Below are 23,864 nucleotides of genomic sequence, written 5' to 3'. Positions count from 1 at the left end.
CTGTCAGGAAAATTCCTGACTGGGGGTCAGGCTGGTGCCGTAATATACGATATAATCATACGGAACGGTCAGCCCGAACACCGTCTTGTCTGGGTACTTCCTCAGCATGTCCGCTTTCAGGTCGGCCGGGGTCTCGGGCACACCGGCGCAGAGCGTATCGGAGCACACGGCATTCCAGAGGCCCGCAGAGAACGAGGTGCAGTTGTAAATGACCGACCAGTGGTCTGCGTTGGCCAATGCCTGATTTACAGTGTCTAGCTGGCTCTGGTCCAGTGAGACCTGAATGCCGTAAAGATTCTGATAGTAAGAAGCGTTCAGGTAATATTTGTAGTAGCCCTCCAGATTGTACCAGATGCCGGAATGCTCGCAGCGGTTGCCGCGGGTGCTTACGGTGATGGACGTATCCGGCGCAATGAGCAGTCCGCCCACATTGATATCCTGCTCCGAGACATTGGTGATGGTGAGGAAGCTGTGTCCGCTGGTGTTGAGGGGAACATCGCCGTGGTCATCGGCGCGGGCAAAAAGCCGCAGCACCGCAACGGCTCCCTCGGCAGGGGCATCACCGTAGGCCTGCGCAGGGGACTTGTGGTCTGCCTGCGCAAAGTGGTACGGCCCGCCAAAGTTGGTGGTAAAGCCAACGACATTGCGCATCAGGTCGGCAGAACCGGTGATATCTGTTACCACCTTATCCTCTTTTGCGGCGGGCTGTGCGGCCTTGGGTTCCTGTGCGTAGGCGGGCAGGGCGCACAGGCAGGCCAGCAGCACGCAGCAGGAGAGGATGCGGAAAAACTGTTTTTTCATAGATGCCTCCATTTGTGTTTTTTTTTCAGGTAAAGCTTACCGTTTTTTGCAGGGTCTGTCAAGGAATGCGGCAGGCGGAAAAGCCGCGCCGCAGCGTGTTTGTTCCACTTTACCCGTGCAGGCAATTGTGCTAAAATAAACCTGAGGTGCACCGCGCTTTGCAGGAGCGGGGAGTGCACTGTGGTAAATGAGATAAGAAATAAAAGGTAAATCAGAACCCAAAGGGGGAACAATATGCCAAAAGCAGCCCATAAGGTGGTCGTGATCGGCCACCGCAACCCGGATACCGATTCCATCTGCTCGGCCATTGCCTATGCAGAGCTGAAAAATAAGACCAGTGATCTGGTCTGTGAGCCCCGCCGTGCAGGCAAAATGAATCAGGAGACCGAGTTCGTGCTCAAAAAGTTCGGGGTAAAGCCCCCGCGCATGTGCACGGACGTGAACCCGAAGATCCGCGATGTGGACTACCGCGAGATGCCCGGCATCCCCGGCTCCACCAGCCTGCGCAAGGCGTGGGAGATCATGCGCGACAAGCAGATCGACACCCTGCCGGTCACCAGCCCGGACAACGAGCTGGAGGGCGTGATCACCGTGAAGGATATCGCCACCGCCAACATGGACGTGTTCGACACCGGCATCCTGGCCAAGAGCCAGACCACCTACCGCAATATTTTGGAAACGCTGGGCGGCACCATGGTGGTGGGCCGCGAGGACGACGTGTGCACCACCGGCCACATCCGCATCGGCACCGCCACGCCCGAAATGCTGGAAAATACCGTGGAAAAAGGCGACATCGTCATCCTGACCAACCGCTACGAAAGCCAGCTGTGCGCCATTGAAAAAGAAGCGTCGCTGCTCATCATCTGCAACGGCTCCAAGGTGGGCCGCACCATCCAGCGCATTGCCGAGGAAATGGGCGTGGCCATCATGTCGGCCCCGGTGGACACCTACGCCGCCGGTAAGCTGATCAGCCAGTGCGCTCCCATCTCCTACTATATGACCCGCAGCGACATCATGAAGTTCACCCTCGTCACCCCGGTGGCAGACGTCACCCGTGTGATGGCCAAGGTGCGCCACCGCTATTTCCCCATCCTGGACGAGGACGGCAAATACTGCGGCATGGTCAGCCGCCGCAACATCATCAATCTGCAAAAACGCCGCATCATCCTGGTGGACCACAACGAGGCCACCCAGGCCGTGGAGGGCTTCGATCAGGCCGAAATCCTGGAGATCATTGATCACCACCGCATCGGCAGTCTGGAGACCAGCGGCCCGGTGTACTTCCGCAACCAGCCGGTGGGCTGCACTGCCACCATCATCACCCAGATGTACGACGAGAACGGTATGGAGATCCCGCCGCAGATCGCAGGCCTTCTGCTGGCGGCCATCCTTTCGGATACGCTGGTGTTCCGCAGCCCCACCTGCACCCCGCTGGACGAGGCCCTTGCAAAGCGTCTGGCAAAAATTGCCGGTGTGGACATTGACGAGTTTGCCAGCGAGATGTTTGAAGCAGGCGAAAAGCTGGACGGCAAGACCGCCGAGGAGGTGTTCCTGCAGGACTTCAAGGTGTTCATGTGCGGTGATATCCGCTTTGGCGTGGCGCAGGGCAGCTACATGACCCGCAAGAACCTGCTTGCCGCCGAAGCGCTGCTGCAGCCCTATCTGGAAGAAGCCCGCAACAAGCAGAACGTGGAGGATATCTACATGCTGCTCACCGACGTGCCCAAGGAGGAGAGCGTGGTCATCAGCGATGGCCGCTATGCTTCCGAGGTGCTCTCGGACGGCTTTGAGACCCAGCCTGCCGAGGACGGCAGCTTTACCCTGCCCGGTGTGGTGAGCCGCAAAAAGCAGTTCATCCCGGCGCTGATGACCGCCTATCAGGAGCTGTAAGATGTTTGATTTTCTGCATAAAAAAGCACAGGATGCCACGCCGCCCGCCCTGCCGGAAGGCACTGTGCGCCGCCGCTATTCCATCGAAGGGCAGGTGCAGGGGGTGGGCTTCCGCTACCGCGCCCGCTATGCGGCCCAGACGCTGGAACTGACCGGCTGGGTGGAGAACGAGGACGACGGCAGCGTGACGCTGGAAGTGCAGGGCGACCCGGAAAAGTTCCTGCGGCTGTTCGCCATGATCCAGAAAAGCGATTATATCCAGATCACCGGCATCCGCCAGAAGGATCTGCCGCCCGACCCATGGGAGCGGGGCTTCTCGGTAAAAGGGTATTGATGCGAGACCCTCTCAGTCAAAGCCTGTCGGCTTTGCCAGCTCCCCCGATGGGGGAGCTTTTTGACATTTTTTGGCAAGCACTGCCTCTCGGGAAGAGGATCTTGAATGATCCCCGCTTATAAAGCTCGCCCTTCGGGAGAGCTGTCGAGCAAAGCGAGACTGAGAGGGTTCGTACAAACAAAAAAGCTGACGCGAAAGCGTCAGCTTTTTTGCTCTTTCTAAATTTATCAACCTGCCGTTTTCAGCGGGGAATTGTCTGTCCAGATAGTGCCGTCCAGCAGCCGGGTCACAGCCAGAGTGCCGTTTGCGGAAACACGGGCCGGGTCCAGCGCGTAGAAATCGCTCTCCTTCAGGTTCGCGGGGTCTGCATCCGCACGGATGCCCACCACACAGACCCAGTGGCCATAGGTGGCGCTGGTGGCGATGTGCGGGTAATTGACCTTGTTCCAGCCGGAACTGGTCAGGTGGTATTCATAGCTGGAGGTGCGGTTCGTGTGCCGTTTTACGCCGCTCACCGCGGTGTTTTTCAGATGCACGATCACCGGCTTCCCGGCGGAAAGCTCGGTGTAAAGCTTCTGCAGGCACTCGGACAGGCTGCCGGAATAACCGTAGTAGCCGCCCGCAGACCAGACCGCACCGTTTGACCACATGCCGCTGCCGGAGGAAACTTTTCCGTCCAGAATGGTGCGTGCATAGCGCAAGGCGTACCAGCTGCATTTGCCGGAGGTCTGGTTGCCGATGGAAAGGATCTGGCTGGTGCTGAAGTCCAGCATCCGGATGCCGTGCGTTTCCTGCAGGGCAGCTGCGTGTGCGTGGGGAACGGCCAGAGCCAGCACAAGGCACAGCGCCAGAACTGCCGCCGCCAGCCGCTGTGCCGCGCGGGCGGGACAGTGTTGCATATTGAGCCACATCCTTTGTTTTTTCTACGACCTTATTTTACCATGCAAAAATGGTAGAATTGTGTAAAATCGTAATTTTTTGAAAGGATTCTGAAAGATGGATCAAGATGGATCGGAACACAACATCTGTTCAACCCGGGAAGGACTGTGCCCCGGAAAAGAACAGCATGGAGCTTTCGGCTGGAAGAAGATTTTCCAGCACGGTAAAGAACCTTTGCGAAATAAGGACAGTGTATCTCAATACTGCAACAAAAAAGTCGCTGTTTCATTGATTTTGAACGAAAATGTTTCGGAAACTTTATGCATCTTCTCGATTGACAAAACCAACTGCTGTCGGATATAATCAGGCCAGAACGACACCCGTTCTGTAGTGCGAAAACACAGCACTGAAATGAGACAAATCAACAAAATCTTGAAATGACAGGAGGCGCTTTACAATGAAAAAGCTGAAGAAATTTGCTGCCCTGCTTCTGGTGGGTGTGATGGCTCTGGCCCTGCTGACGGCCTGCGGCGGTGGTGGCTCTGGTGAGAATGCACAGGCTGAGGCCAGCGTGATGACTGCGATCAACGACGGGCGTGCTACTCCGTTGAAGAATAATGACTCTGCAATGATCTCCATTGCGGATAAGAATCTGGATGCCTATCTGTACGGTGAACATGGCAACTACGGATTTAAGAATAATGTTCATATGGACTGGGTAGATGGTAAGCTGACCTTTACTGTTGTGGTAAAGTATGATTACAACAATACAAAGCTGCAGGACGTTATTGATTCTATTACGAACAATTATCCGAACAGCAATGTGGATTTCAAACAGTCCAGCAAGTGGACAAGAGTGGGTGTCGTTGCAAAAACCAAGAGCGGACAGACTTACGTTGCTGTGTCGGTGCAGGTGGGCAAGCTCGCTTGATCTAAAAGGCTGATTTGGGCTGTTCCATAAAAGATTTGATCAGTTTCCTTTTTCCTTCCTCCCCGAAGAGCTTTCCTTCCCCCGGAAAGCCCTCCGGGGCTTTTTTGCGTTTGGGGGCAAACTCCCCCAGTCGCCTGCGGCGACAGCCCCCTCAAAGAGGGAGCCTTTCCCGGCGGCAAAGCTTCCGGCTCAGGTGCAAAGCTTCCGGTTTCGCCAGAGCCTCCCTCACTGAGGGCGGTGGCAAACCCGCAGGGTTTGACGGAAGGAGTCCGTCCCGCCCCGGGGCTTTTTTGTGTTTGGGGACAATTGCCAAAAAGAAGGGCGGAATTTGGGCGATATGCCTGTTGACATGCGGGGGGGGGGTATGGCTAAAATAAATTCAGACGGGTAAAGCGATTTGGGGTCGCCCAAACCGTCAGAATTTGAAAACAGGAGGAACATTACAATGAAAATGTTCAAACGTTTCGCAGCCGCCCTTCTGGCCGGCGTGATGGTTCTGGCAATGCTCACCGCGTGCGGCGGTGGCGCTGGTGGCCCTGGTGAAAGTGAGTTCGAGAAGAAAGTTCAGGATGTATATATGGCTGCACTGAACAAGGAATACGGCACAGAATGGTCCAATAACAGTGAAGTCAAGGAACTGGCAACAGAAGCACTGAACAAAATTGCAGACGGCAAGATTGCATTGACTGCTGTTACTGCAGAGAAAAAAACCGAGAAAAACTACGTAGGTGCAGTTGTTTGTGTTGAGAATGCGAAGCAGAACGCTCAAGTGTACACGGCTGTTTACTATGAAGAAACAACGGCAGGAACGATTACGGTTAATTCTGATATGGTTGAGTTGATGAAGACTGCAACAGATTTAGTAATCGAAGCTGGTAAAAATAATAACACGAAAATCGAAGTTACTGGTTTGGGTGTTGGCACTAAGACCGTTGGCGGAAAGACCTATGTTGCAATTGGCTATAAACTGAGCAAGTAAGCGGATTACAATTAAACTATTGCCCCGAGGAGCATCCCGCTCCCCGGGGCTTTTTTGCGTTTAGAAGCAAACTCCCCCAGTCGCCTGCGGCGACAGCCCCCTCAAAGAGGGAGCCTTTCGCATCGGCAAAGCTTCCGGCTCAGGTGCAAAGCTTCCGGTTTCGCCAGAGCCTCCCTCACTGAGGGAGGTGGCAAACCCGCAGGGTTTGACAGAAGGAGTCTGCCCCGCCCCTCCCGGCGGCAATTCTGAATGGTTTCTCTGTCAAACCGTGTCGTTTTGTGGTACAATAAAAACGTATTCTGATGTGAACAGGAAAGGACGTTTCCATGCAGCTGTTTGAACTGGTGTCCCCGCGGCTGTTCCGCCCGCTGGCGGGGCCGAACCGGGCTTTTTATGCGGAATTGCTGCTTCTGCTCTGGGAGGAGTGCCGCCACACGGCGGATTACAGCATTTCCCGTGCGGAGGCCGTCTGGCGTGCCGAGGATTACTTTGCCGCACTGGCAAAGCCCCTTGCGCTGGATGCCGACGGTGCGGGCGATGAAGAAGAGCAGCCCACCCGCGACCCTCACACGCTGGCCGTGGGCTTTCTGCTGCGGCTGCGCCGCACCGGCTGGCTGGAAGAGCAGCCCGGCAGCTACGAAGGGGAAGCGTCCCTTGCCTTTGTGCCGGAGGTAACGCCGCTGCTGGAAGCGCTGGAAGAGATCCTGAATCCCCGCGTAGTTACCTATACCGGAAAGCTGTACAAGGCATGGCAGCTGCTGGGCAGCATCGGGCAGGAAAAAAGCCCCTATGAGAACGTTCTGCGGGAGGTGGACGCAGACCTTGACGCGCTGAACCGCTCCCTCCGGGCGCTCAATGCCTCCATCGGCCACTATATCGACCGGCTCACCCGCAACCGCACCCCGCAGGAGGTGCTGGAACTGTTCGACCAGTACGAGGAAAAGGTGGTGGCGGCGGCCTACCACCGCTTCAAGACCAGCGACAACCTGTTCAACTACCGCGCCTATCTGGAAGAGGAGCTGGACGACTGCGAGGAGAACTACCTGCCGCAGCTGGCCTTTGATTATGCCCGGGTGGAGCGCTGCGCACCGAACGAAGCGACACCTGCCGTGCGTGCACTCATCCAGAAGCAGCGGGACGCGCTGGAAGAGATGAGCCTGCTCATGCGCGAGATCGACGCCAGCCACATCCGCTACCGCAAGCGGGCCGTGCAGCGGGCACAATTCCTGCTGCTGAGCGACCGCTCGTCGCAGGGCAGCGTCACCGCCCTGCTGCGCCGCTATGCCGAGGACATCCGCACCCCGGAACAGCTGTTTGAGCCGGACGACGGCCCGGTGGCAAAGCGGCTGCATCTGTACCCGGCGGCAGTGTTCGGGGAGAAATTTCTGTACCCGCCCGCTGCCCAGCGCACCGCCGAGCCGCTGGCCCCGGTGCGCGCCGAAGGATTCGATCCGGAACAGCTCAAAAAAGAGCAGCAATTGCTGCTGGATTACGCCCGCCTTGCCGTTACCGAGGAGAACGTGGCCCTGCTGGCCCGGCAGGCCCTTGCCGCCCGCCCGCAGGTGAACGCGGCACTTCTGGCAGACGAATACCCGAACGATTTTGCCCGCATCATCGGCCTGCATACCTACTCGCAGTCACCGCACCGGGATTATGACATTCAGCTCACCGGCAATTGGGTGGAGCGCGGCGGTTTCCGCTTTGAGGACTTTGTCCTCACCCGCCGCAGGGAGGAAGAAAATGGCAACCATTAACATGCTGGAAGAAACCGCGAATTACCTGCTGAACCACTGCTTCGTGCTGGGCGGCGTGGAGGATCAGCGGGCAAAATATCTTTATGTGCAGGACCATCTGGACGAGGTGCGCGCTGTGTTCGCCCCGCTGGGCTATTCTGTATTGCTGTACCCGGCACCCCTGCAGGCGGCGGCTTTGGTCAACGGCCACGAGGGCAGTCAGGCCCGGCTGCTGAAATACGAGAGCATCCTGCTTTTGGTATTGCGGCTTTTGTACCTGCAAAAGCGCGAGAGCCTTGCGGCCAATGCCGACGAGGTGCTGGTGACGGTGGAAGAGGTGCAGACCGAACTGCAGAAGATGAATCTGCCCCGCCGTCTGGACCAGAAAACGCTGGAAAACCTCATGCGCACCCTGCGCCGGTACAATCTGGCGCGGCCTGTGGGGCGGCTTTCCGGGCTGGACAGCCGCATTGAGGTATTTCCCACTGTGCTGCTGGCCCTGCCGGATGCCGACCTTGCGGATGCAGCGGCAGAATCTGCCCGCACCCGCACAGAGCTTGGCCTTTATGAACGACCGGAAGAAGCAGGGGAGGGTGAAGAATGATCGAACTCAAACGGCTGAAGCTTATCAACTGGCACAATTTTGAAAATGTCACCTTCGACTGCGCCCGCCTGACCTATATGATCGGCGTGAACGCCGTGGGCAAGACCACCATTCTGGATGCCATCCGCTACTGCCTGACCACCAACCGCAATTTCAATGCGCTGGGCAATAAAAAGAGCGGCCGCACCCTGCAGGGTTCGGTGCACGCAAAGCAGCGCGGCGAGAACGCCTACCGCCGCCCGGGCCATACTGTGGCCTACATCGGGGCGGAGTTCTGGGACAGCGTCAAGCGCACCCCCTTCGTCATCGCGGTGCGGGTGGAGTCCGAAGGCCCCATGCAGGAGCTGCACCCCGGCGATCAGACATGGTATCTTTCGGAGGACGGCTGCACGCTGGAACAGCTGCCCTTCATCGACCCCAAGACCGGTGCACCCAGCGCAAAGGAGGACTTCAAGCCCGCAGCGGGCCGTCTCTCCTACACCCGCAGCCCCAGCGAAGCGCGGGACCGCATCTGCCGTGCGCTGGGCATTGGGCGCGCCTCCAGCCCCTTGGGCAAAAAGTTCAACGAGGTGTTCCAGATGGGCACCAGCATGGACGAGATCCCCAACTTCCGGGAGTTTTTGTACCAGTACATCCTGCCCCAGCCGGAGCTGGATCTGGACGCTTTGCAGGGCGACCGGCTGGAACTGGAAAATCTGCACGCCGTGCTGGCCGAAGCACAGACCCGCGCCGACGCGCTGGAAGAGATCGTGGATTTTGGCCGCGAAGCTGCCGAAAAGCAGACCCAGACCCTTGTGAACCGGGGCGCGGCGCTGCTGGCCCGCGCCGCTGCCGACGGCAGCGAACAGACCGTCTGGCAGGAGCATCTGGATGCGGGCCGCCGCCAGCTGGAACAGCTGAACGCCCGCTATGCCGAGGCCAAAAATGCCGAAGCGGAAGCCCGCCGGGCCTATCTTTCCGCCCACGGTGCCGCCAGCGCCAGCGGCGAGGGCCGGGCACTGGATGCCCTGACCGAGGAGCTTTCCCGCCGCAAAACGGCGCTGGATACCGCCGCACGCAAAGCCGAAAAGGCAGAAAGTGCCCTTGCCCGCACCCAGAGCCTGCTGGCTGTGCTGCGCCGCAGCGGCTTTGCTGCCGGCATCAAGGCCGAAGAGCTGACGGCGGACACTCTGCCGCAGCTCACCGCATGGCTCTCCGCGCAGGAAAAACCGCTGGAGGAAGCCTATTTTGCTGCCCGCCAGAACACTGCTGCTTTGCAGAAGGAGCAGGCCGGCAAGCGCGCCGAGCTGGACGCGGTGTCCGGCGGCAAGTGGGTCTACCCCCACGGCGATGCCGCCACCCGGGTGCGGGATGCCGTGAATGCGGAACTCAAGAGCCGGGGCATGCAGCCGGATGCGAAAATTTTCTGTGAACTGTTGAACGTGGAGGACGAAAGCTGGCAGGACTGCGTGGAAGCCTGCCTTGGCGACCGCCGCTTTGATATCCTTGTGCCGCCCGCCCACTACGAAGCCGCCAAAAGCGCCTTTGTGGCTCTGAAGGACAAGGTTGGCCCCATCAGCCTGCTGGACACCCCGGGCATCCGCAAGGCCAACCGCCGCGCCGACAAGTACGGCCCGGACAGCCTTGCCGCGCAGGTGAGCAGCGAAAACCCGCTGGCTGCACAGTATGCCCAGACCATTCTGGGCCGCATCGTCTGCTGCGACACCCCCGATACGCTGGAACAGCATCCCGACAGCGCCACCCGCGACCTTCTGCGCCACCACCCCTTCCGGCTGGAACGGCTGCGCACTCCCCAGCGGTATATCGGTCTGGACGCACGCCGCGCCCGCGCCGGGGCGCTGGCGGCCGAGCTGGAAGCTCTGGGGGAAAGCGCCCGTGCTGCCGCCCAGACAGAACAGAACCTGAAAGCCGCCTATAACCAGTACCAGACCCTGCTGCGGGGCACGGCACTGGACGAGCTGGCTGCGCTGTGGGATGCCCGCGCCGCACTGACTGCCGCACAGAATGCTGTGACCGAACAGGAAGCAAAGCTCACCGAGTGCCGCGAGAACCCGCTGCTGCAGCAGCTTTACAAGGAGGAAGAAGCCCGCGAAGCCGCATGGGAGGCTGCCCGTGCCGCCGTGGAGCAGGCGGGCGGCGACATCCGCGTGTGCCAAAAGCAGATCGCCTCCTGCGAAGCAGAGCAGAAAAAGGCAGGGGAAACGGCCCAGCAGAGCGCCGATGCTGCCCGGAACTTCTTTGCGGCGCATCCGCTGGTGGAGCCGCTGGCCCGCACCCGGATGCTGGCGCTGGCCCCGGCAGATAAGCCCCGCGCCGCCGCACAGGCTGCGGAAAAGGCGCAGGCCAAGCTGGACGATGCGCTGGCCGTCTATCTGACCGGCACGCTGGAACCGGCCCAGAAGGCCTACAACGAGCACTATGTGTGCGATTATCCGCTGGGCCTTGCGGGGTTGGACCAGTACCGCGCCCAGCACGAGAGCCTTGTGCGCATCGATCTGGAACGCTACGCCGCCCGTCTGGAGCAGGCCCAGCGGGACTGCAAGGACCGCTTCCGCAAGGATATCCTGTTCCGCATGAAGGACGATATCTTCAACGCCCGGCGGCAGTTCCGGGAGCTGAACAAGGTGATGGAACAGCTGACCTACGGCGAGGAGGTCTACCGCTTTGAGCTGGAGCCCAGCCGCGACCCGCAGCTGGCGGCCTTCTATCAGGTCATCGTGGACAAGGGCAACCAGCAGATGACCGAGGGCGACTCTCTGGACAACCTTGCCGCCACCGCCGACCCTGCTTATGAGCGTCAGGTGGACGAGCTGATGGAAAAGATCATGGCGGACGTGGACGAGAACACCCGCGCCCGGCAGGAGGGCCGCACCGGCGGCGTGACCCTGTCGGACTATGTGGACTACCGCACCTATCTGGACTATGACATCAAGGTGACGAACCGGGTCACCGGCCAGCAGGCATATCTGTCCCGCGTCAGCCGCGACTCCTCCGGCGGCGAGAATCAGGCCCCCTTCTATGTGGCCATCTGCGCCAGCCTTCTGCAGATCTACGAAAAGAGCGAGAACAGCATCCGTCTTGTGCTGCTGGACGAAGCTTTCAGCAAGATGACCAGCGACCGCATCCGCCCCATGATGGAGCTGTTCCGCCGCCTGCAGCTGCAGGTGCTGCTCATCTCCACCGTGGAAAAGAGCACCGCCATCCAGCCCTACTGCGACATCACCTACTCCATCGTCCGCCACGGCGACACCAACGCCATTGCGCCCTTTGTCCGGATTGAAAAGGACAGAGAGGAGGAAAATGCAGAATGAAGCCAATGCTTTCGACCAAAGAGCTGATTGAGCACATGAAAGAAAAAGGCATCACATTCCGGGAGACTTCTGAAAAAGAAGCAATGGATTTTCTGGAGAATAATAATTATTACATGAAGCTTGCAGCCTACCGCGCAAACTACGAAAAATGCGTAGAAGGCAAGCGGAAGGGAATGTACCAGAATCTGGATTTTGCATATTTGCAGGAGTTGTCTCGACTGGATATGCACTTGCGGCATTTGGTGCTGGAAATGTGCCTGGACATTGAACATGCAATCAAAGTTCGGCTTGTGGACCTTGCAACAAAGGACCCGCAGGAAGATGGATATGATATCGTCCGCCGCTTTCTTGCAGAAGAAGGCGGGATGAGAGTGCTGGAAGGGATACGCAGGCATAAGGCTGGAGAGTACTGCAAGGACCTGATTGCAAAGTATTACCCGTATTTCCCCATCTGGGTGTTTGTGGAGCTGATTTCATTTGGAGACCTGCTGTATTTCTGCTATTTCTGCGAGAAACGATATAACGTAAAAATCGTGAATAGAACATTGATGAACACCGTACGGGATGTCCGCAATGCATCGGCACACAGCAACTGCCTGCTGAATAAGATGACAGAGAGAATCGATGCAACAAAGCAGGTGAACAGCGAAATTTCAAACTTTATTGGAGCTATGCCGGAAATCTCTAAAACATCGCGCGTCAACAATATGAACTGCAAATTTACAAACAGCTTTATTACGCTGTTGTATGTATACGACTGTCTGATGCCGGTCAATTCCAGAAAAAAGCGTTATGAGGAGCTTCAGGAATTTTTGGAAGGAAGAGTTGTACGGCATAAAGAATATTTTAGGACAAATACAAAGATCGTAGGCGTTTATAAATTTCAGGAAAAAGTTATAAAAAACCTATTGACAAACACCTAAACTTCTGATATAATATCTTATACAATTGAAAAGCAAAAGCTTTTGTAGAGAGTGGCATATCTTGAAAAAGATGTTCCACTCTTGATTTTTTTACCCACAGGAAAGGCCCCCTATTACTACGTAATAGGGGGCCTTTCCTGTGGGAGAATCAGTCCATTATCTCAGTGGTAATACATCTTCATCCTCGTTGATCTCTTCCATCATCCCGTCCGCAAAGTACCAGCCTCTGCCGTACAGCGCCTCGCTGCCGTCGGCGCACAGAATATACGAGCCGTCCGGCAAAGCGAGAAAATGCCGCTTTTTGCTGTCGGCAAGGGCGATGTCCTCCACCTTCTGTCCGTCCAGCACATGATCCCGGATGAACTGGTAATGGGGCAGGATGCGGGTCTCGGTCAGGCCAAGGCCGTTCATCCAGCGGGAGTAGTGCGGGTCGGCGGCTTCGCCCGGTTCCTCGGGCGCGGCGTACACGATGTGGGCGGCGTTCATGCTGCCGGCACTCACGCCCAGCACGATGCCGTGGTAGTTGTGGAACAGCCCCGGCAGGCCCAGCTGAGCAAAAAAGTGGTTCTGGGTGGGCACGTGCCCGCCGCACAGCATCACAAAGCCGCTTTGGGGCAGAAGAGAACCGATCTCCTCGGCATTGCGGGCATCGCAGGGGATGAGCGCCGTCAGGGGCAGGTGGGCGTTCGCAAAGCTCTGGGCAAACACCCGGCACATCTCGTCGTTCTGCTCGTAGGCATAGGGGTCTGCCGCAATGGCAAGGCCCAGCACGGCGTGATCCGGCCAGACGGCCCGCAGGTTCGCCACAAAGTGGTTGCGCGTGTCCAGCACCGGAATATCCGGCCCCGGCTCAAAGGGGCAGCCGCTGGGGCTGCTGGTCAAAAACAATGTCATAATGATTCCTCATAAAAAGTGAATAAAGGCTGTGTCCATTCTAACACGATTTTGCTGCCAGCGGCAGAGCCAGAATCACCAAAAAAATCCCCCGCTTTTCGCCGTTTCGCAGAAAGCAGGGGATCTTATCATGCCTTTCGGTAATGGAACACCTTGTCCTTGGTGAGGAGCATGGCGGCGCTCACGGCCAGAGCCGCCAGCTCGGCGGCGGTGACGGCCAGCCAGATGCCGTCGATGCCCAGCAGCAGCGGCAGCAGGAGAATGGCGATCACCTGAAACGCCAGCGTGCGCAAAAAGGAAATCAGCGCGCTGGTCACGCCGTCGCCCAGCGCCGTGAAGAAGGAGGACGCGTACACGTTGAAGCCCATGATGAGGAAGCTCAGCGCATACAGCCGGAAGGCCCGGCTGGTCAGGGCCAGCAATTCCGCATCGTAGCCCACGAAAATGCGCGCCACACAGGGGATGATGAACATGGAAGCCAGCGTCAGGGTCACAGCCACCACGGCGATGAGCCGCAGGCTCTTGCGGTAGAGGTTGTGCACCTCGGCGTGGTTGCGGGCACCGTAGTGGAAGCTGACGATGGGCGCACTGCCCACGGCATAGCCCACGAACACCGCCACGAACAGGAAGGCTGCGTACATGATGACACCGTAGGCGGCCACGCCGTTCTCACCGGCCAGACGCAGCAGCTGGTAGTTGTACAGGATATTGACCAGCGACATGGAAAGGTTGGTCATCAGCTCGGAAGAGCCGTTGATGCAGGCATCCCGCAGTACTTTGCTGTAAAAACTGGTCTTGCACAGGTGCAGGCGGCTGGAGTTGCTGCGGTCGATGAAGTAGAACACCGGCAGTACGCCGCCCACCAGCTGGCTGATAAAGGTGGCAATGGCCGCGCCCTCCACGCCCCAGCCCCAGATCCCCACCATCAGCACATCCAGCACCATGTTGGTGCAGCCCGCGCCCACGGTGAACCAGAAGCCGAGGTGCGGCTTTTCGGCGGTGACGAAAAAGCTCTGGAACATATTCTGCAGCGCAAAGGTGGGCAGGGACACCATCAGGATGCGTCCATAGCGCACCGCATAGTCCAAAAGCTCCCCCTTTGCGCCCAGCAGCACGGCAATGGGCCGCAGAAACACAATGCCCAGCACGGCCAGCACACTGACCGAGACCAGAGCCGCCAGCAGGAACAGGGTGAAATAGCGGTCGGCCTTTTTCTGGTCGCCCTCGCCCAGCGTGATGCCCACGATGGCGCTGCCGCCGGTGCCCAGCATAAAGCCGATGGTGCCCAGCAGCATGGGCAGCGGCATGATGAGGTTGACCGCCGCAAAGGCCGTCTTGCCCACAAAGTTGGAGACACACAGGCCGTCCACGATGCCGTAGATGGAGGTGAACAACATGGTACCGATGCAGGGCAGTACGAACCGCAAAAGGCGGGAATAGGTAAAGTGATCGGAAAGCTGGATCCGCTGCTTGGACATGGCGTCCTCCTTTCTGCACAAGGTGCAAAAAACGGGCCGGATAAATGTCCGTGAGTGCACGCCCGGCCTCGATCTGCTTCGTCACTACGGCAACGAAACCTCCGGCAGGGCGCTGTCTGCACGGCATCTTATCCGGCCCGTTTCAAATTACGTTGAAAACGGTCCTCCGATGAACCGAAAAAAAGCATATCAGAATTTATTTTTGTTGTCAAGGCAGAAAAATCAAAAAATCGGCATTCGAGGGTCAAAATTCATAAACTGTCTCTTTCCAACGTTTATCAAACCTGTTAGAATGATAAAAGTTTTTTATGGATCCGGAAAGGAGAACTCCTGTTTTGATGAAACGTTTTTATACCGCCATCGTGCGCCGCCGCAGGCTGGTGCTGGCGGTGTTTGCACTGGCGGCTGTGCTGAGCGTGTTCGCTGTGCGTCAGGTAAAGGTGGATTACGATATCAACGACTATCTGCCGCCGGAATCCCCCTCCACCACCGCCATCGAGGTGATGAACGGTGCTTTCACCGGCGGCATCCCCAACATGCGGGTCATGGTGCGGGATGTCACGGTGCCGCAGGCGCTGGAGTACAAGGAAAAACTTGCCGCCATCGATGGAGTGTCCTCCGTTGCATGGCTGGACGACAGTCTGGATGTGACAGTGCCTTTGCAGATGCAGGACACCGCCACGGTGGAGAGCTATTATAAGGATGGCTGCGCCCTGTTCACCGTGACGGTGGAGGACGAGAAGCGTCTGGAAGCCGTGGCTGCCGTGCGGGATCTGATCGGGGAGGGCAACGCGCTGGAGGGCGCGGCGGTCTCCACTGCCGTTGCCACCAACTCCACCGTGACCGAGGTGGCAAAGATCGCCGCCATCGCGGTGGTGTATGTGCTGTTCATCCTGATCCTGACCACCGATTCCTGGGCGGAGCCGCTGCTGGTGCTGACGGGCCTTGGCGCGGCTATCCTGCTCAACAACGGCACGAACCTCATCTTCGGCACCATCTCCTTTGTCACCAACGCGGCGGGCAGCATCCTGCAGCTGGCGGTGTCGCTGGACTACTCGGTGTTCCTGATCCACCGCTTTGCGGAGTGCCGGGCTGAAAACCCAGATGCCAGCCCGGAGGAGTGCATGGTGGATGCCCTGTGCAGATCCACCGGCTCCATCCTATCCAGCGGCCTGACCACCGTCATCGGTTTTCTGGCACTGGTGCTCATGCAGTTCCAGATCGGCCCGGATCTGGGCCTTGCGCTGGCAAAGGGCGTGGTGCTGAGCCTTGTCACCGTGTTCACCTTTATGCCCGCGCTCACGCTGGCAGCGTATCAGTGGATGGATAAGACCCACCACAGGCCCCTGCTGCCCAGCTTTGACAAGTTTGGCCGCTTTGTGGCCCGCATCATGCTGCCCATGGCGCTGGTGCTGGTCATTCTGATGGTGCCCAGCTATCTGGCCTCCAACTCGAACCAGTATTATTACGGTGCCGCCCACATGTTTGGCGAGAACACCCGTCTGGGTGCGGACACCGCCGCCATTGAAAAGACCTTTGGCCGCAGCGACACCTACGTTGTACTGGTGCCGGAGGGCGACACCGCCACGCAGCAAAAGCTTTCGGATGCACTGCACGCCATCCCGGAGGTGACCGGCATCCTTTCCTATGTGGACAACGCAGGCGCGTCCATTCCGCCGGAGTTTGTGCCCGGGGATACGCTGGGGCTGTTGGTCTCCGGCGGCTACACCCGCATGGTGCTTACGGTGGATGCCGACACCGAGGGCGATGCGGCCTTTGCGCTGGTGGAGCGGGTGCGCACCACGGTGCAGCAATATTACCCGGACAATTATTATCTGGCCGGTCAGGGCGTGAGCACCTATGACCTGATGGACACCATCACGGCCGACATGGTCAAGGTGAACCTGCTGGCCATCGGCGCAGTATTCCTGATCCTGCTCCTCATGAAGCGCCAGCTGCTTTTGCCCATCATTCTGGTGCTCAGCATCGAGACCGCCATCTGGATCAATCTGGCCATCCCGTACTTCCGGGGCCAGTACGTGTTCTACATTGCCTATCTCATCATCAGCTCGGTGCAGCTGGGTGCTACGGTGGATTACGCCATCCTCTTCTCCGACCGCTATCAGGAGTTCCGCGAGACGCTGGGCCGCAAAGAAGCCGTTGCGGCCACGGTGTCCGCTGTGACCACCTCGGTCAGCACCACCGGCAGCGCCATGGCGGTGGTGGGCTTCCTGATGGGAGCCATTTCCACAAACCAGCTGCTGGGCCAGCTGGGCAATTTTCTGGGCGTGGGCAGTCTGGTGTCGCTGGCCATCGTACTTTCGGCACTGCCGGGCTTTTTGTATCTGGCCGACCCGCTCATTATAAAAAAGAAAAAACAGCCGAAGGAGGCTTGACCGAGATGAAACATCGATTTGTGCGCCGGGTGTCGGCGCTGGCGCTGGCAGGCTGCCTGCTGGCGGGCAGCAGCCTGCCGGCTTTTGCAGCAGCCTCCGCTGCCAAGGAAGAGGTCATTTATGCAAACCTTACGGCCTCCGGTGCTGTGACCGGCGTGTACGCCGTGAACAGCTTTTCCGTGCAGGCGGGGGACACCGTTGCGGACCACGGCAGCTACACTGCCGTGCGCAACATGACCACGAGCGATGCCGTGGAGCAGAGCGGCGATACGGTCACGGTGCATGTGACCGAGGACGGCAAGCTCTATTATGAGGGCACCATGGACGCCGCCACGGCCCTGCCATGGGTGGTAAAGCTGACCTATACGCTGGACGGGGCAGAAATCAGCCCCGACGAGCTGGGCGGCAAAAGCGGTGCCCTTTCCATCCGGCTGCAGGTGAGCCGCAACCCGGACTGCACCGGCAGCTTTTTTGACGACTACGCGCTGCAGGTGACCATGAGTCTGGACACCGGCCTTGCCCGGAACATTGAAGCACCGGGCGCTACGGTGGCGAATGTGGGCAGCAAAAAGCAGCTCTCCTACATCCTGCTGCCGGGCGCGGACAGCGATGTGACCGTCACCGCCGATGTGACGGATTTTGCCATGGACGCCGTATCCCTGAACGGCGTGCGGCTGAACCTGAACCTCGACCTCGGGGATATGGACCTGACCGGGATGCTGGAACAGCTGCAGAGCGGCTCCGTTCAGCTGGACGATGGTGCCAACGCGCTGGCAGACGGCATTGCGCAGGTGCAGGCGGGCATCGACACTCTGAACGGCAATTCCGGTGCCTTGACCGGCGGCTCAGCCCGGGTGCGTGCCGCCCTCACCCAGATGCAGACCGCGCTGAACGGCATCTCTGCCTCCACCGATGAGCTGAACACCCTGCTGGATGCCTCCACCCAGATCCGGGACGGCATTGCCCGGCTGGATGAGGGCGCGGCACAGCTGGAGCAGCAGGTGAGCTTTGAAGCCTACAAGGCCATCCTGAAAGAGAACGGCCTTGACCTTGACGTGGTAAAGGATGGCAATGCCAAGGCTATTGAGCAGCTGCAGGGCATGGTGTGGATGATGCCGCAGCTCAAGGATGTGATCCTGCTTTTGCAGGGGTCTACGGCCAACATCGATGCCATGCAGACCTATCTCGACACCGTGAACGGCGGCATTGCCCAGCTGCACGAGGGCAGCAGCACCCTGAACGGCAGCTACGGCGAGTTTGATGCCGGGGTGCGTCAGCTGGCCGGGGTGCTTACTGGGATGCTGGGCAATCTCTCGGTGCTCACCGACGGCGTGAACCAGCTTGCCGCCCAGTACGTCCAGCTGGACGACGGCCTGAACGCCTACACCGACGGCGTAGCCCAGCTGAAAGCGGGCGTTGCGCAGCTGGCGGAGGGTGCTGCACAGCTGACCGGCGGCACCGGCGAGCTGCGCAGCAGCGTTTCCGGCATCGACATGGATGCCCAGCTGGACAGCCTGCTGAACAGTCTTTCCGGCGGCGGGGAGGTGCAGAGCTTCACCTCGGCAGAGAACACCGAGGTGGGCGCGGTGCAGTTTGCGTTGCAGACCACTGCCATCACAGCCCCGGCTCCAGCAGCCCAGCCGGAACCGGCGGCTGTGACCCTGACCTTCTGGCAGAAGCTGCTCAAGCTGTTTGGGCTGTATAAAGGCTGACAGATTTAAAATTGTCTCCGCTTCGCTCTGACAATATCAGAGGAAAAATTATTTTTTATAGAAAGAAAGCCAGAAAATCTGCGGATTTTCTGGCTTTCACTTTTCACGGGGAAGGTCGTGGAGATAAACGGCATCTTGCCGCTGTCGGCCCGCGGCCGTCGCGCAGCGGAAAAGATGCATTTGACCGATACGGCCCGATCGGTGAAAAAGCAGTTCCGAAACGACCGCAGTCGTTTCGGAACTGCAAATTATAAAAATAATATTTCCGCTGTTTATGGCGCAGCGCACGCGGAGCCATTTTAAATCGTCTGCTTCCCGCTGACATCATTCAAAATGATATTCCACCAGTTCGCAGTTTTTGATGCCCGCAGCTGCGTATTCCTCGTTGGTCATATCGTAGAAATAGGACTGCACCACCCGGGCGATGCCGTTATGGGCTACCAGCAGATAGGTCTTGCCGGTGTCGGCCTTCAGCTCGTCCAGCAGGTTATAGATGCGCTGGGCCAGCTGCATCATGCTCTCGCCGCCGTCGTAACGGTCGGCGAAGTGGGTCTTGGAAACGCGGAACTCGCCGCCGTTGCGGGGCGTGCCCTCGTATTTGCCAAAGCACTGCTCCCGCAGGCGCGGCTCACACCGGGCGGGCAGGCCGGTGGCCTCGGCAATGGCCATGGCGGTGTCGGCGGCGCGGGACAGGGGAGAGTACAGGATCTCATCGATGTGCACCCCGCTGGCTTTGACGGCTTCGCCCAGCTTCCGGGCCTGCTGGCGGCCCCGCTCGGTGAGGGGGCTGTCGGTCATGCCGCAGATCTTGTTTTCAACGTTCCAGACGGTCTCTCCGTGGCGGGTGAAATAAAGCGTATGCATGGGTGGCTCCTTACTGGTCGTATCCCGCCTCGATCTCGCGGATGCGGGTGTAGAAAAAGTCGTTGGCAGGGGTGGGCATCCCGTACTTCTTGGCCCGCTGGCGCACCACACCGGCAAACTCCTCCACCTCGGTGGGGCGCTTTGCCAGCACATCCTGCCGCATGCTGGGCATGCCCTCGGGGTTAAAGGTGGGCATCATGGCATCGATGAACTGCACATCGTTGTCCGGCGGCAGGGGCACGCCCTCAAGGTTCGCCAGCCGGATGACCTCCTGCATGGCCGCGCGCATCATGTCCTGTGCTTCGCCGGGCTGGCGCAGGCCGCCGTAGGGCTGGTCAAAGGCGGCTGCGGCCTGATTCAGGCCGTCATTCACCATCAGCTTGTTCCACTGCTTGTAAAGGATATCCCCGCAGGGCTCATTGGCAATGCCGCACTCGTCCAGATAGTCAGCCACGGCCTGCACACGGTCGGTCATCTCGCCGCTGCGCTCACCGAACTGGATCTTGCCCGCCTGATTGAACACCAGCGTGCGCCCGGTGCGGGTGGCATCCATGCCGATGGCAACGCTCCACAGGGTGTGGCCGGGATAGGCTGCATCAATGTGCTCCTCGCTGGTGATGCCGTTCAGCACGCTGAGGATCACGGTGTCCGGCCCTACGAACTTTGCAATGTCCTGAATGGCCTGTTCCAGCACCGTAGCCTTGACGGCCACCAGAAGCAGGTCTACCGGTTTGCCCTCGGCAGGGGTGACGTAACGAAAGCTGCACGCTTCGCCGTTGCAGACGACCGGTTCGGCAGAGTAGCGGGCAATGCGGTCCTCATCGGCAATGACCTGCACGCCGGGCATTTTGCGGCCGAACAGGATGCCCAGTGCGCCCAGACCGATCAGGGCCGAAGTTTCGATCTTTTTCATAAGTTCCTCCTGCATTTTATGCTTTTTTCAGTGTGCCGTCTGCGGTCAGGACGACCATGCTGCCCTCGTCGATGCCTAGGCGGGTGAGCTCTTTGTCCGGGTAGGGCAGGATGCGCCGCTCCCCGGCGGGGTCGGCCAGCGTGACATCGCACAGCACCGGCTGACCGGCGGGCAGCTCCTCGCAGCCATACATCTGCTCTTCAATGCGCAGAATGCGGTAGGTAGTCTCCATAGCAGCTAAACTCCTTTTTGTAAATACAGCATTTTTATTATAAAGCTCTGCGCGGGGCGCGTCAACCGCATTTGGCTTGACAGCCGGCCGCCCGGCTTGATAAAATAGGAATGATTTTTGGAACAGGGGGCAGTCACATGAATATTACGGAACTGCGTTATCTGGTGGCCATCCGCAAGTGGGGCTCCGTGAGCGCGGCGGCAAAGCAGCTGTATGCGGCCCAGCCCAATGTGAGCAAGGCGCTCAAGAATCTGGAAGAGGAATACGGCATCCGCATCTTTGAGCGCTCGTCCACCGGCATGATCCCCACCGAACAGGGACGGCATTTTATCCGGCAGGCAGAGCGAGTGCTGGACGAGGTGGACCGGCTGGATCTGGATGCCCGCAGCCGGCAGAGCAGCTGTGCGGAGCTGCGGGTGGTGCTGCCCCACGCCACCTACGCTTCCTACGCGACGGTGGATTTTTTGCAGCAGATGGCAGACAGCCAGCAGCTGCGGGTGCATATCCGGGAATCCGGCTCCATGGAAGCGCTGGACCATGTACTGCGGCGGGGCTATCATCTGGCCCTGCTGCGCTACGCGGAGGAGGATGAGGATTATTACCACCGCTACTGCGACCGTCACGGCCTGCACCGGGAGCCGGTGATGGAGTTTGAATACCGGCTGCTGACCAACCGCGAAGGCCCGTTGGCAAAGTGCGAAGTGACCGACATCACCCAGCTGAACAGCTATATGGAAGTTCTGCACGGTGATTTCCAGCTGCCCGGCGGTGAGGACAGCGGCCTGCGCTGGCATACGAACCCGAACCGCCGCATCCATGTGTATGAGCGGTGCAGCCAGTTTTCCATCCTGCAGAACCTGCCCAATGCCTATATGTGGGCTTCGCCCATGCCAAAGCGGGCGCTGGAACAATACCATCTGGTGCTCAGGAAATGCCCGGCCCAGCGCCAGCGCATGAAGGATGTTCTGGTCTATCCGGACAGGGGGACCCTGCGCCCGGAAGAGCAGACCTTTGTGCAGCTGCTGCACAAGCAGGCGGCGCTGACCGTGAAATGACCGCCGAAACCGGTTAAGAACTGGCAAAACATCGGAATGCGGAAAAACCGGAAAGCAAAGGAATTTGGCCGACAGCCGCAGTGCTTTATGCGCTGCGGCTGTCTTTTTGCTGATAAATCGAGCGAAAAAGAGACGAAACATCGGCTAAAAAACTTTGCGGCTATATGGTCTTTGATATGCCCCCATACCAGAAGCATATTATCACTTTTATGAAAAATATGTTAACATAGACCCAGAAAGCTGGCCGGGATGAATGGAAAATATGGAAAATGCTTCCATAATTCCGGCACAAAGAAAAAGGAGGTTTCTGGTATGATCAGTTTCTTACTCTGTCTGGCGATCCTGATCGTGGGCTACTTTGTCTATGGTAAGATCGTGGACAACACCTTCGGCCCGGACGACCGCGAAACGCCTGCTGTGCGCATCAATGACGGTGTGGACTACGTTGTGATGCCCCAGTGGAAGCTGTTCCTCGTTCAGCTGCTGAACATCGCCGGCCTTGGCCCCATCTTTGGTGCCATGCAGGGCGCATTGTGGGGGCCTGTGGTGTTCCTGTGGATCACCTTCGGCACCATCTTTGCAGGCGGCGTGCACGACTACTTCTCCGGCATGATGAGCGAGCGCAACGACGGCGCTTCCATCGCCGAGATCACCGGCAAGTACTTAGGCCCTGTGATGCAGAACGTCATGCGTGTGTTCTCGGTGGTGCTGCTCATCATGGTGGGTACTGTGTTCGCGGTGGGTCCCGCAGGCCTGATCGTGGAGCTGTGCAGTCAGAGCGGCGCTTCCGGCGTGCTCACCTCGCTGCTGTTCTGGCTCATCATTATTCTGGTGTACTACTTTATTGCAACCTTTATCTCCATTGATGCCGTCATTGGCAAGATCTACCCCATCTTTGGCATCTGCCTGATCATCATGGCCATCGGTGTCATCTTCGGCATCTTCACCAATCCCGCCTACACCATCCCGGAGATCTGGGATCACTTTGGCAGCATGCATCCGTCGGGCACTCCCATCTGGAGCTTCATGTTCATCACGGTGGCCTGCGGTGCAATCTCCGGCTTCCACTCCACCCAGTCGCCCCTGATGGCTCGCTGCATGAAGAGTGAAAAGCAGGGCCACTTCGTGTTCTACGGCGCAATGGTCTGCGAGGGCGTCATCGCTCTGATCTGGGCCGCTGCTGGCTGCAGCCTGTACGAGGTGACCGGCGGCCTGAACACCGGTCTGGCCGAAGCACTGGCCATGGGCCAGTCCAAGGCTATTTATGATGTCTGCTCCAAGACCATGGGCGGCGTTGGCATTGCTCTGGCAATGATCGGCGTTGTCATCTGCCCCATCACCTCCGGCGATACCGCGTTCCGTTCCGCTCGTCTGACTCTGGCCGACTGGTTCAAGATCGATCAGGACAGCTACGCAAACCGCCTGAAGCTCTGTGTTCCTGTGCTGGGCGTTGGTGCTTTCCTGGGCATCGGCAACGCACTGGGCTTCATCAACTACACCGTGATCTGGCGCTACTTCAGCTGGACCAACCAGACGCTGGCCATGATCGTTCTGTGGGCTGCATCCATGTACCTGTTCAAGGAGAAGAAGAACTACTGGATCACCGCTGTGCCCGCTACCTTCATGAGCGCGGTCTCTTCCACCTACTTCATTCTGGCTCCCGAATGCCTGGGCGGCCTGCTGAACGCCAAGACCGCAGAAGGCGCAACCATCTACAACACCGCCGTTGCATACCCCATCGGCATCATCTTTGCCATTGCAATGCTGGCAGTCTTCCTCCACGCAACGAAGAAGGCAGCCCAGAAGGCATGACACGATATATACAAAGATATATACAAATGATCTGCTGAATAAGGCACCCTCCGCTGAAATGGCTCGGCGGAGGGTGCCTTGTATTTTGCGGCGTTTCAGGCAAAGAAATCACGATTTGCGGAG

General features: G+C 58.6%; 19 protein-coding genes. 12 read left to right on the top strand and 7 right to left on the bottom strand.

What is annotated here, in order from left to right; translation table 11 throughout:
* Window positions 1-3: 3 nt before the first annotated feature.
* Window positions 4-801, bottom strand: a complete 798-nt coding sequence (locus ACGHP1_RS14885; RefSeq protein WP_390509785.1) for a hypothetical protein — start codon at window positions 799-801, stop codon at window positions 4-6.
* Window positions 802-1,035: 234 nt separating this feature from the next.
* On the opposite strand from ACGHP1_RS14885, the gene ACGHP1_RS14880 reads away from it, so the two are divergent.
* Together ACGHP1_RS14880 and ACGHP1_RS14875 are read left to right on the top strand one after the other, a co-directional pair.
* Window positions 1,036-2,691 (top strand): putative manganese-dependent inorganic diphosphatase, encoded by a 1,656-nt coding sequence (locus ACGHP1_RS14880; protein ID WP_097774076.1) that lies wholly within the window; start codon window positions 1,036-1,038, stop codon window positions 2,689-2,691.
* A 1-nt stretch (window position 2,692) separates the two neighbouring features.
* Window positions 2,693-3,025, top strand: a complete 333-nt coding sequence (locus tag ACGHP1_RS14875) for an acylphosphatase (protein WP_097774075.1) — start codon at window positions 2,693-2,695, stop codon at window positions 3,023-3,025.
* 227 nt (window positions 3,026-3,252) lie between these two features.
* Here the strand turns inward: ACGHP1_RS14875 and ACGHP1_RS14870 are convergent, their stop codons facing one another.
* Window positions 3,253-3,924 carry a hypothetical protein gene (locus ACGHP1_RS14870; RefSeq protein WP_390509784.1) on the bottom strand — a complete coding sequence of 224 codons (672 nt, stop codon included), beginning with the start codon at window positions 3,922-3,924 and terminating at the stop codon, window positions 3,253-3,255.
* A 437-nt stretch (window positions 3,925-4,361) separates the two neighbouring features.
* On the opposite strand from ACGHP1_RS14870, the gene ACGHP1_RS14865 reads away from it, so the two are divergent.
* From ACGHP1_RS14865 to ACGHP1_RS14840, 6 genes are all read left to right on the top strand, one after another.
* Complete coding sequence (locus ACGHP1_RS14865; RefSeq protein WP_390509783.1) at window positions 4,362-4,835, top strand: hypothetical protein; 474 nt, start codon at window positions 4,362-4,364, stop codon at window positions 4,833-4,835.
* Between the two features lie 445 nt (window positions 4,836-5,280).
* The gene (locus ACGHP1_RS14860) at window positions 5,281-5,814 is read left to right on the top strand and encodes a hypothetical protein (protein WP_390509782.1); all 534 of its coding nucleotides are present in this window, start codon (window positions 5,281-5,283) and stop codon (window positions 5,812-5,814) included.
* A gap of 326 nt (window positions 5,815-6,140) precedes the next feature.
* Window positions 6,141-7,568, top strand: coding sequence for a Wadjet anti-phage system protein JetA family protein (locus tag ACGHP1_RS14855; protein WP_349935612.1), 1,428 nt, complete (start codon window positions 6,141-6,143; stop codon window positions 7,566-7,568).
* On the top strand, window positions 7,555-8,151 hold the full coding sequence (locus tag ACGHP1_RS14850) for a DUF4194 domain-containing protein (RefSeq protein WP_005937508.1): 597 nt from the start codon (window positions 7,555-7,557) through the stop codon (window positions 8,149-8,151). Before ACGHP1_RS14855 ends, ACGHP1_RS14850 begins: the two co-directional genes overlap by 14 nt.
* The gene (locus ACGHP1_RS14845; RefSeq protein WP_390509781.1) at window positions 8,148-11,462 is read left to right on the top strand and encodes an ATP-binding protein; all 3,315 of its coding nucleotides are present in this window, start codon (window positions 8,148-8,150) and stop codon (window positions 11,460-11,462) included. Before ACGHP1_RS14850 ends, ACGHP1_RS14845 begins: the two co-directional genes overlap by 4 nt.
* A complete protein-coding gene (locus ACGHP1_RS14840) occupies window positions 11,459-12,385 on the top strand; it encodes an Abi family protein (protein WP_154260246.1) in 927 nt (308 codons plus the stop codon). Before ACGHP1_RS14845 ends, ACGHP1_RS14840 begins: the two co-directional genes overlap by 4 nt.
* Before the next feature lie 156 nt (window positions 12,386-12,541).
* Here the strand turns inward: ACGHP1_RS14840 and ACGHP1_RS14835 are convergent, their stop codons facing one another.
* A complete protein-coding gene (locus ACGHP1_RS14835; protein WP_005937502.1) occupies window positions 12,542-13,279 on the bottom strand; it encodes a Type 1 glutamine amidotransferase-like domain-containing protein in 738 nt (245 codons plus the stop codon).
* Window positions 13,280-13,407: 128 nt separating this feature from the next.
* Window positions 13,408-14,757, bottom strand: coding sequence for an MATE family efflux transporter (locus ACGHP1_RS14830; RefSeq protein ID WP_120081256.1), 1,350 nt, complete (start codon window positions 14,755-14,757; stop codon window positions 13,408-13,410).
* A gap of 338 nt (window positions 14,758-15,095) precedes the next feature.
* Between ACGHP1_RS14830 and ACGHP1_RS14825 the strand changes: the two genes are divergently transcribed.
* Together ACGHP1_RS14825 and ACGHP1_RS14820 are read left to right on the top strand one after the other, a co-directional pair.
* Window positions 15,096-17,153: an RND family transporter gene (locus ACGHP1_RS14825; RefSeq protein ID WP_390509780.1), complete on the top strand. Its 2,058-nt coding sequence runs from the start codon at window positions 15,096-15,098 to the stop codon at window positions 17,151-17,153.
* Window positions 17,154-17,158: 5 nt separating this feature from the next.
* Window positions 17,159-18,865 carry a hypothetical protein gene (locus ACGHP1_RS14820; protein ID WP_390509779.1) on the top strand — a complete coding sequence of 569 codons (1,707 nt, stop codon included), beginning with the start codon at window positions 17,159-17,161 and terminating at the stop codon, window positions 18,863-18,865.
* Window positions 18,866-19,189: 324 nt separating this feature from the next.
* On the opposite strand, the gene ACGHP1_RS14815 is transcribed toward ACGHP1_RS14820, so the two are convergent.
* From ACGHP1_RS14815 to ACGHP1_RS14805, 3 genes are read right to left on the bottom strand one after another with little or no spacing between them, the layout of a single operon-like run.
* Entirely contained in the window at window positions 19,190-19,729 is a 540-nt protein-coding gene (locus tag ACGHP1_RS14815) for a histidine phosphatase family protein (protein ID WP_097776749.1), read from the bottom strand.
* Window positions 19,730-19,739: 10 nt separating this feature from the next.
* Window positions 19,740-20,642, bottom strand: a complete 903-nt coding sequence (locus tag ACGHP1_RS14810) for a ketopantoate reductase family protein (protein WP_390509778.1) — start codon at window positions 20,640-20,642, stop codon at window positions 19,740-19,742.
* Between the two features lie 16 nt (window positions 20,643-20,658).
* Window positions 20,659-20,874 (bottom strand): hypothetical protein, encoded by a 216-nt coding sequence (locus tag ACGHP1_RS14805; RefSeq protein ID WP_390509776.1) that lies wholly within the window; start codon window positions 20,872-20,874, stop codon window positions 20,659-20,661.
* A 137-nt stretch (window positions 20,875-21,011) separates the two neighbouring features.
* On the opposite strand from ACGHP1_RS14805, the gene ACGHP1_RS14800 reads away from it, so the two are divergent.
* Window positions 21,012-21,929, top strand: coding sequence for a LysR family transcriptional regulator (locus ACGHP1_RS14800; RefSeq protein WP_179860434.1), 918 nt, complete (start codon window positions 21,012-21,014; stop codon window positions 21,927-21,929).
* Window positions 21,930-22,241: 312 nt separating this feature from the next.
* Window positions 22,242-23,741: a carbon starvation protein A gene (locus ACGHP1_RS14795; protein ID WP_097781033.1), complete on the top strand. Its 1,500-nt coding sequence runs from the start codon at window positions 22,242-22,244 to the stop codon at window positions 23,739-23,741.
* Window positions 23,742-23,864: the final 123 nt, after the last annotated feature.

The organism is Faecalibacterium sp. i21-0019-B1 (assembly GCF_042852915.1).
GTDB classification, from domain to species: domain Bacteria; phylum Bacillota; class Clostridia; order Oscillospirales; family Ruminococcaceae; genus Faecalibacterium; species Faecalibacterium taiwanense.
The sequence above is the reverse complement of the archived record's forward strand: the minus strand, read 5'-3'. Positions and strand labels throughout refer to the sequence as shown.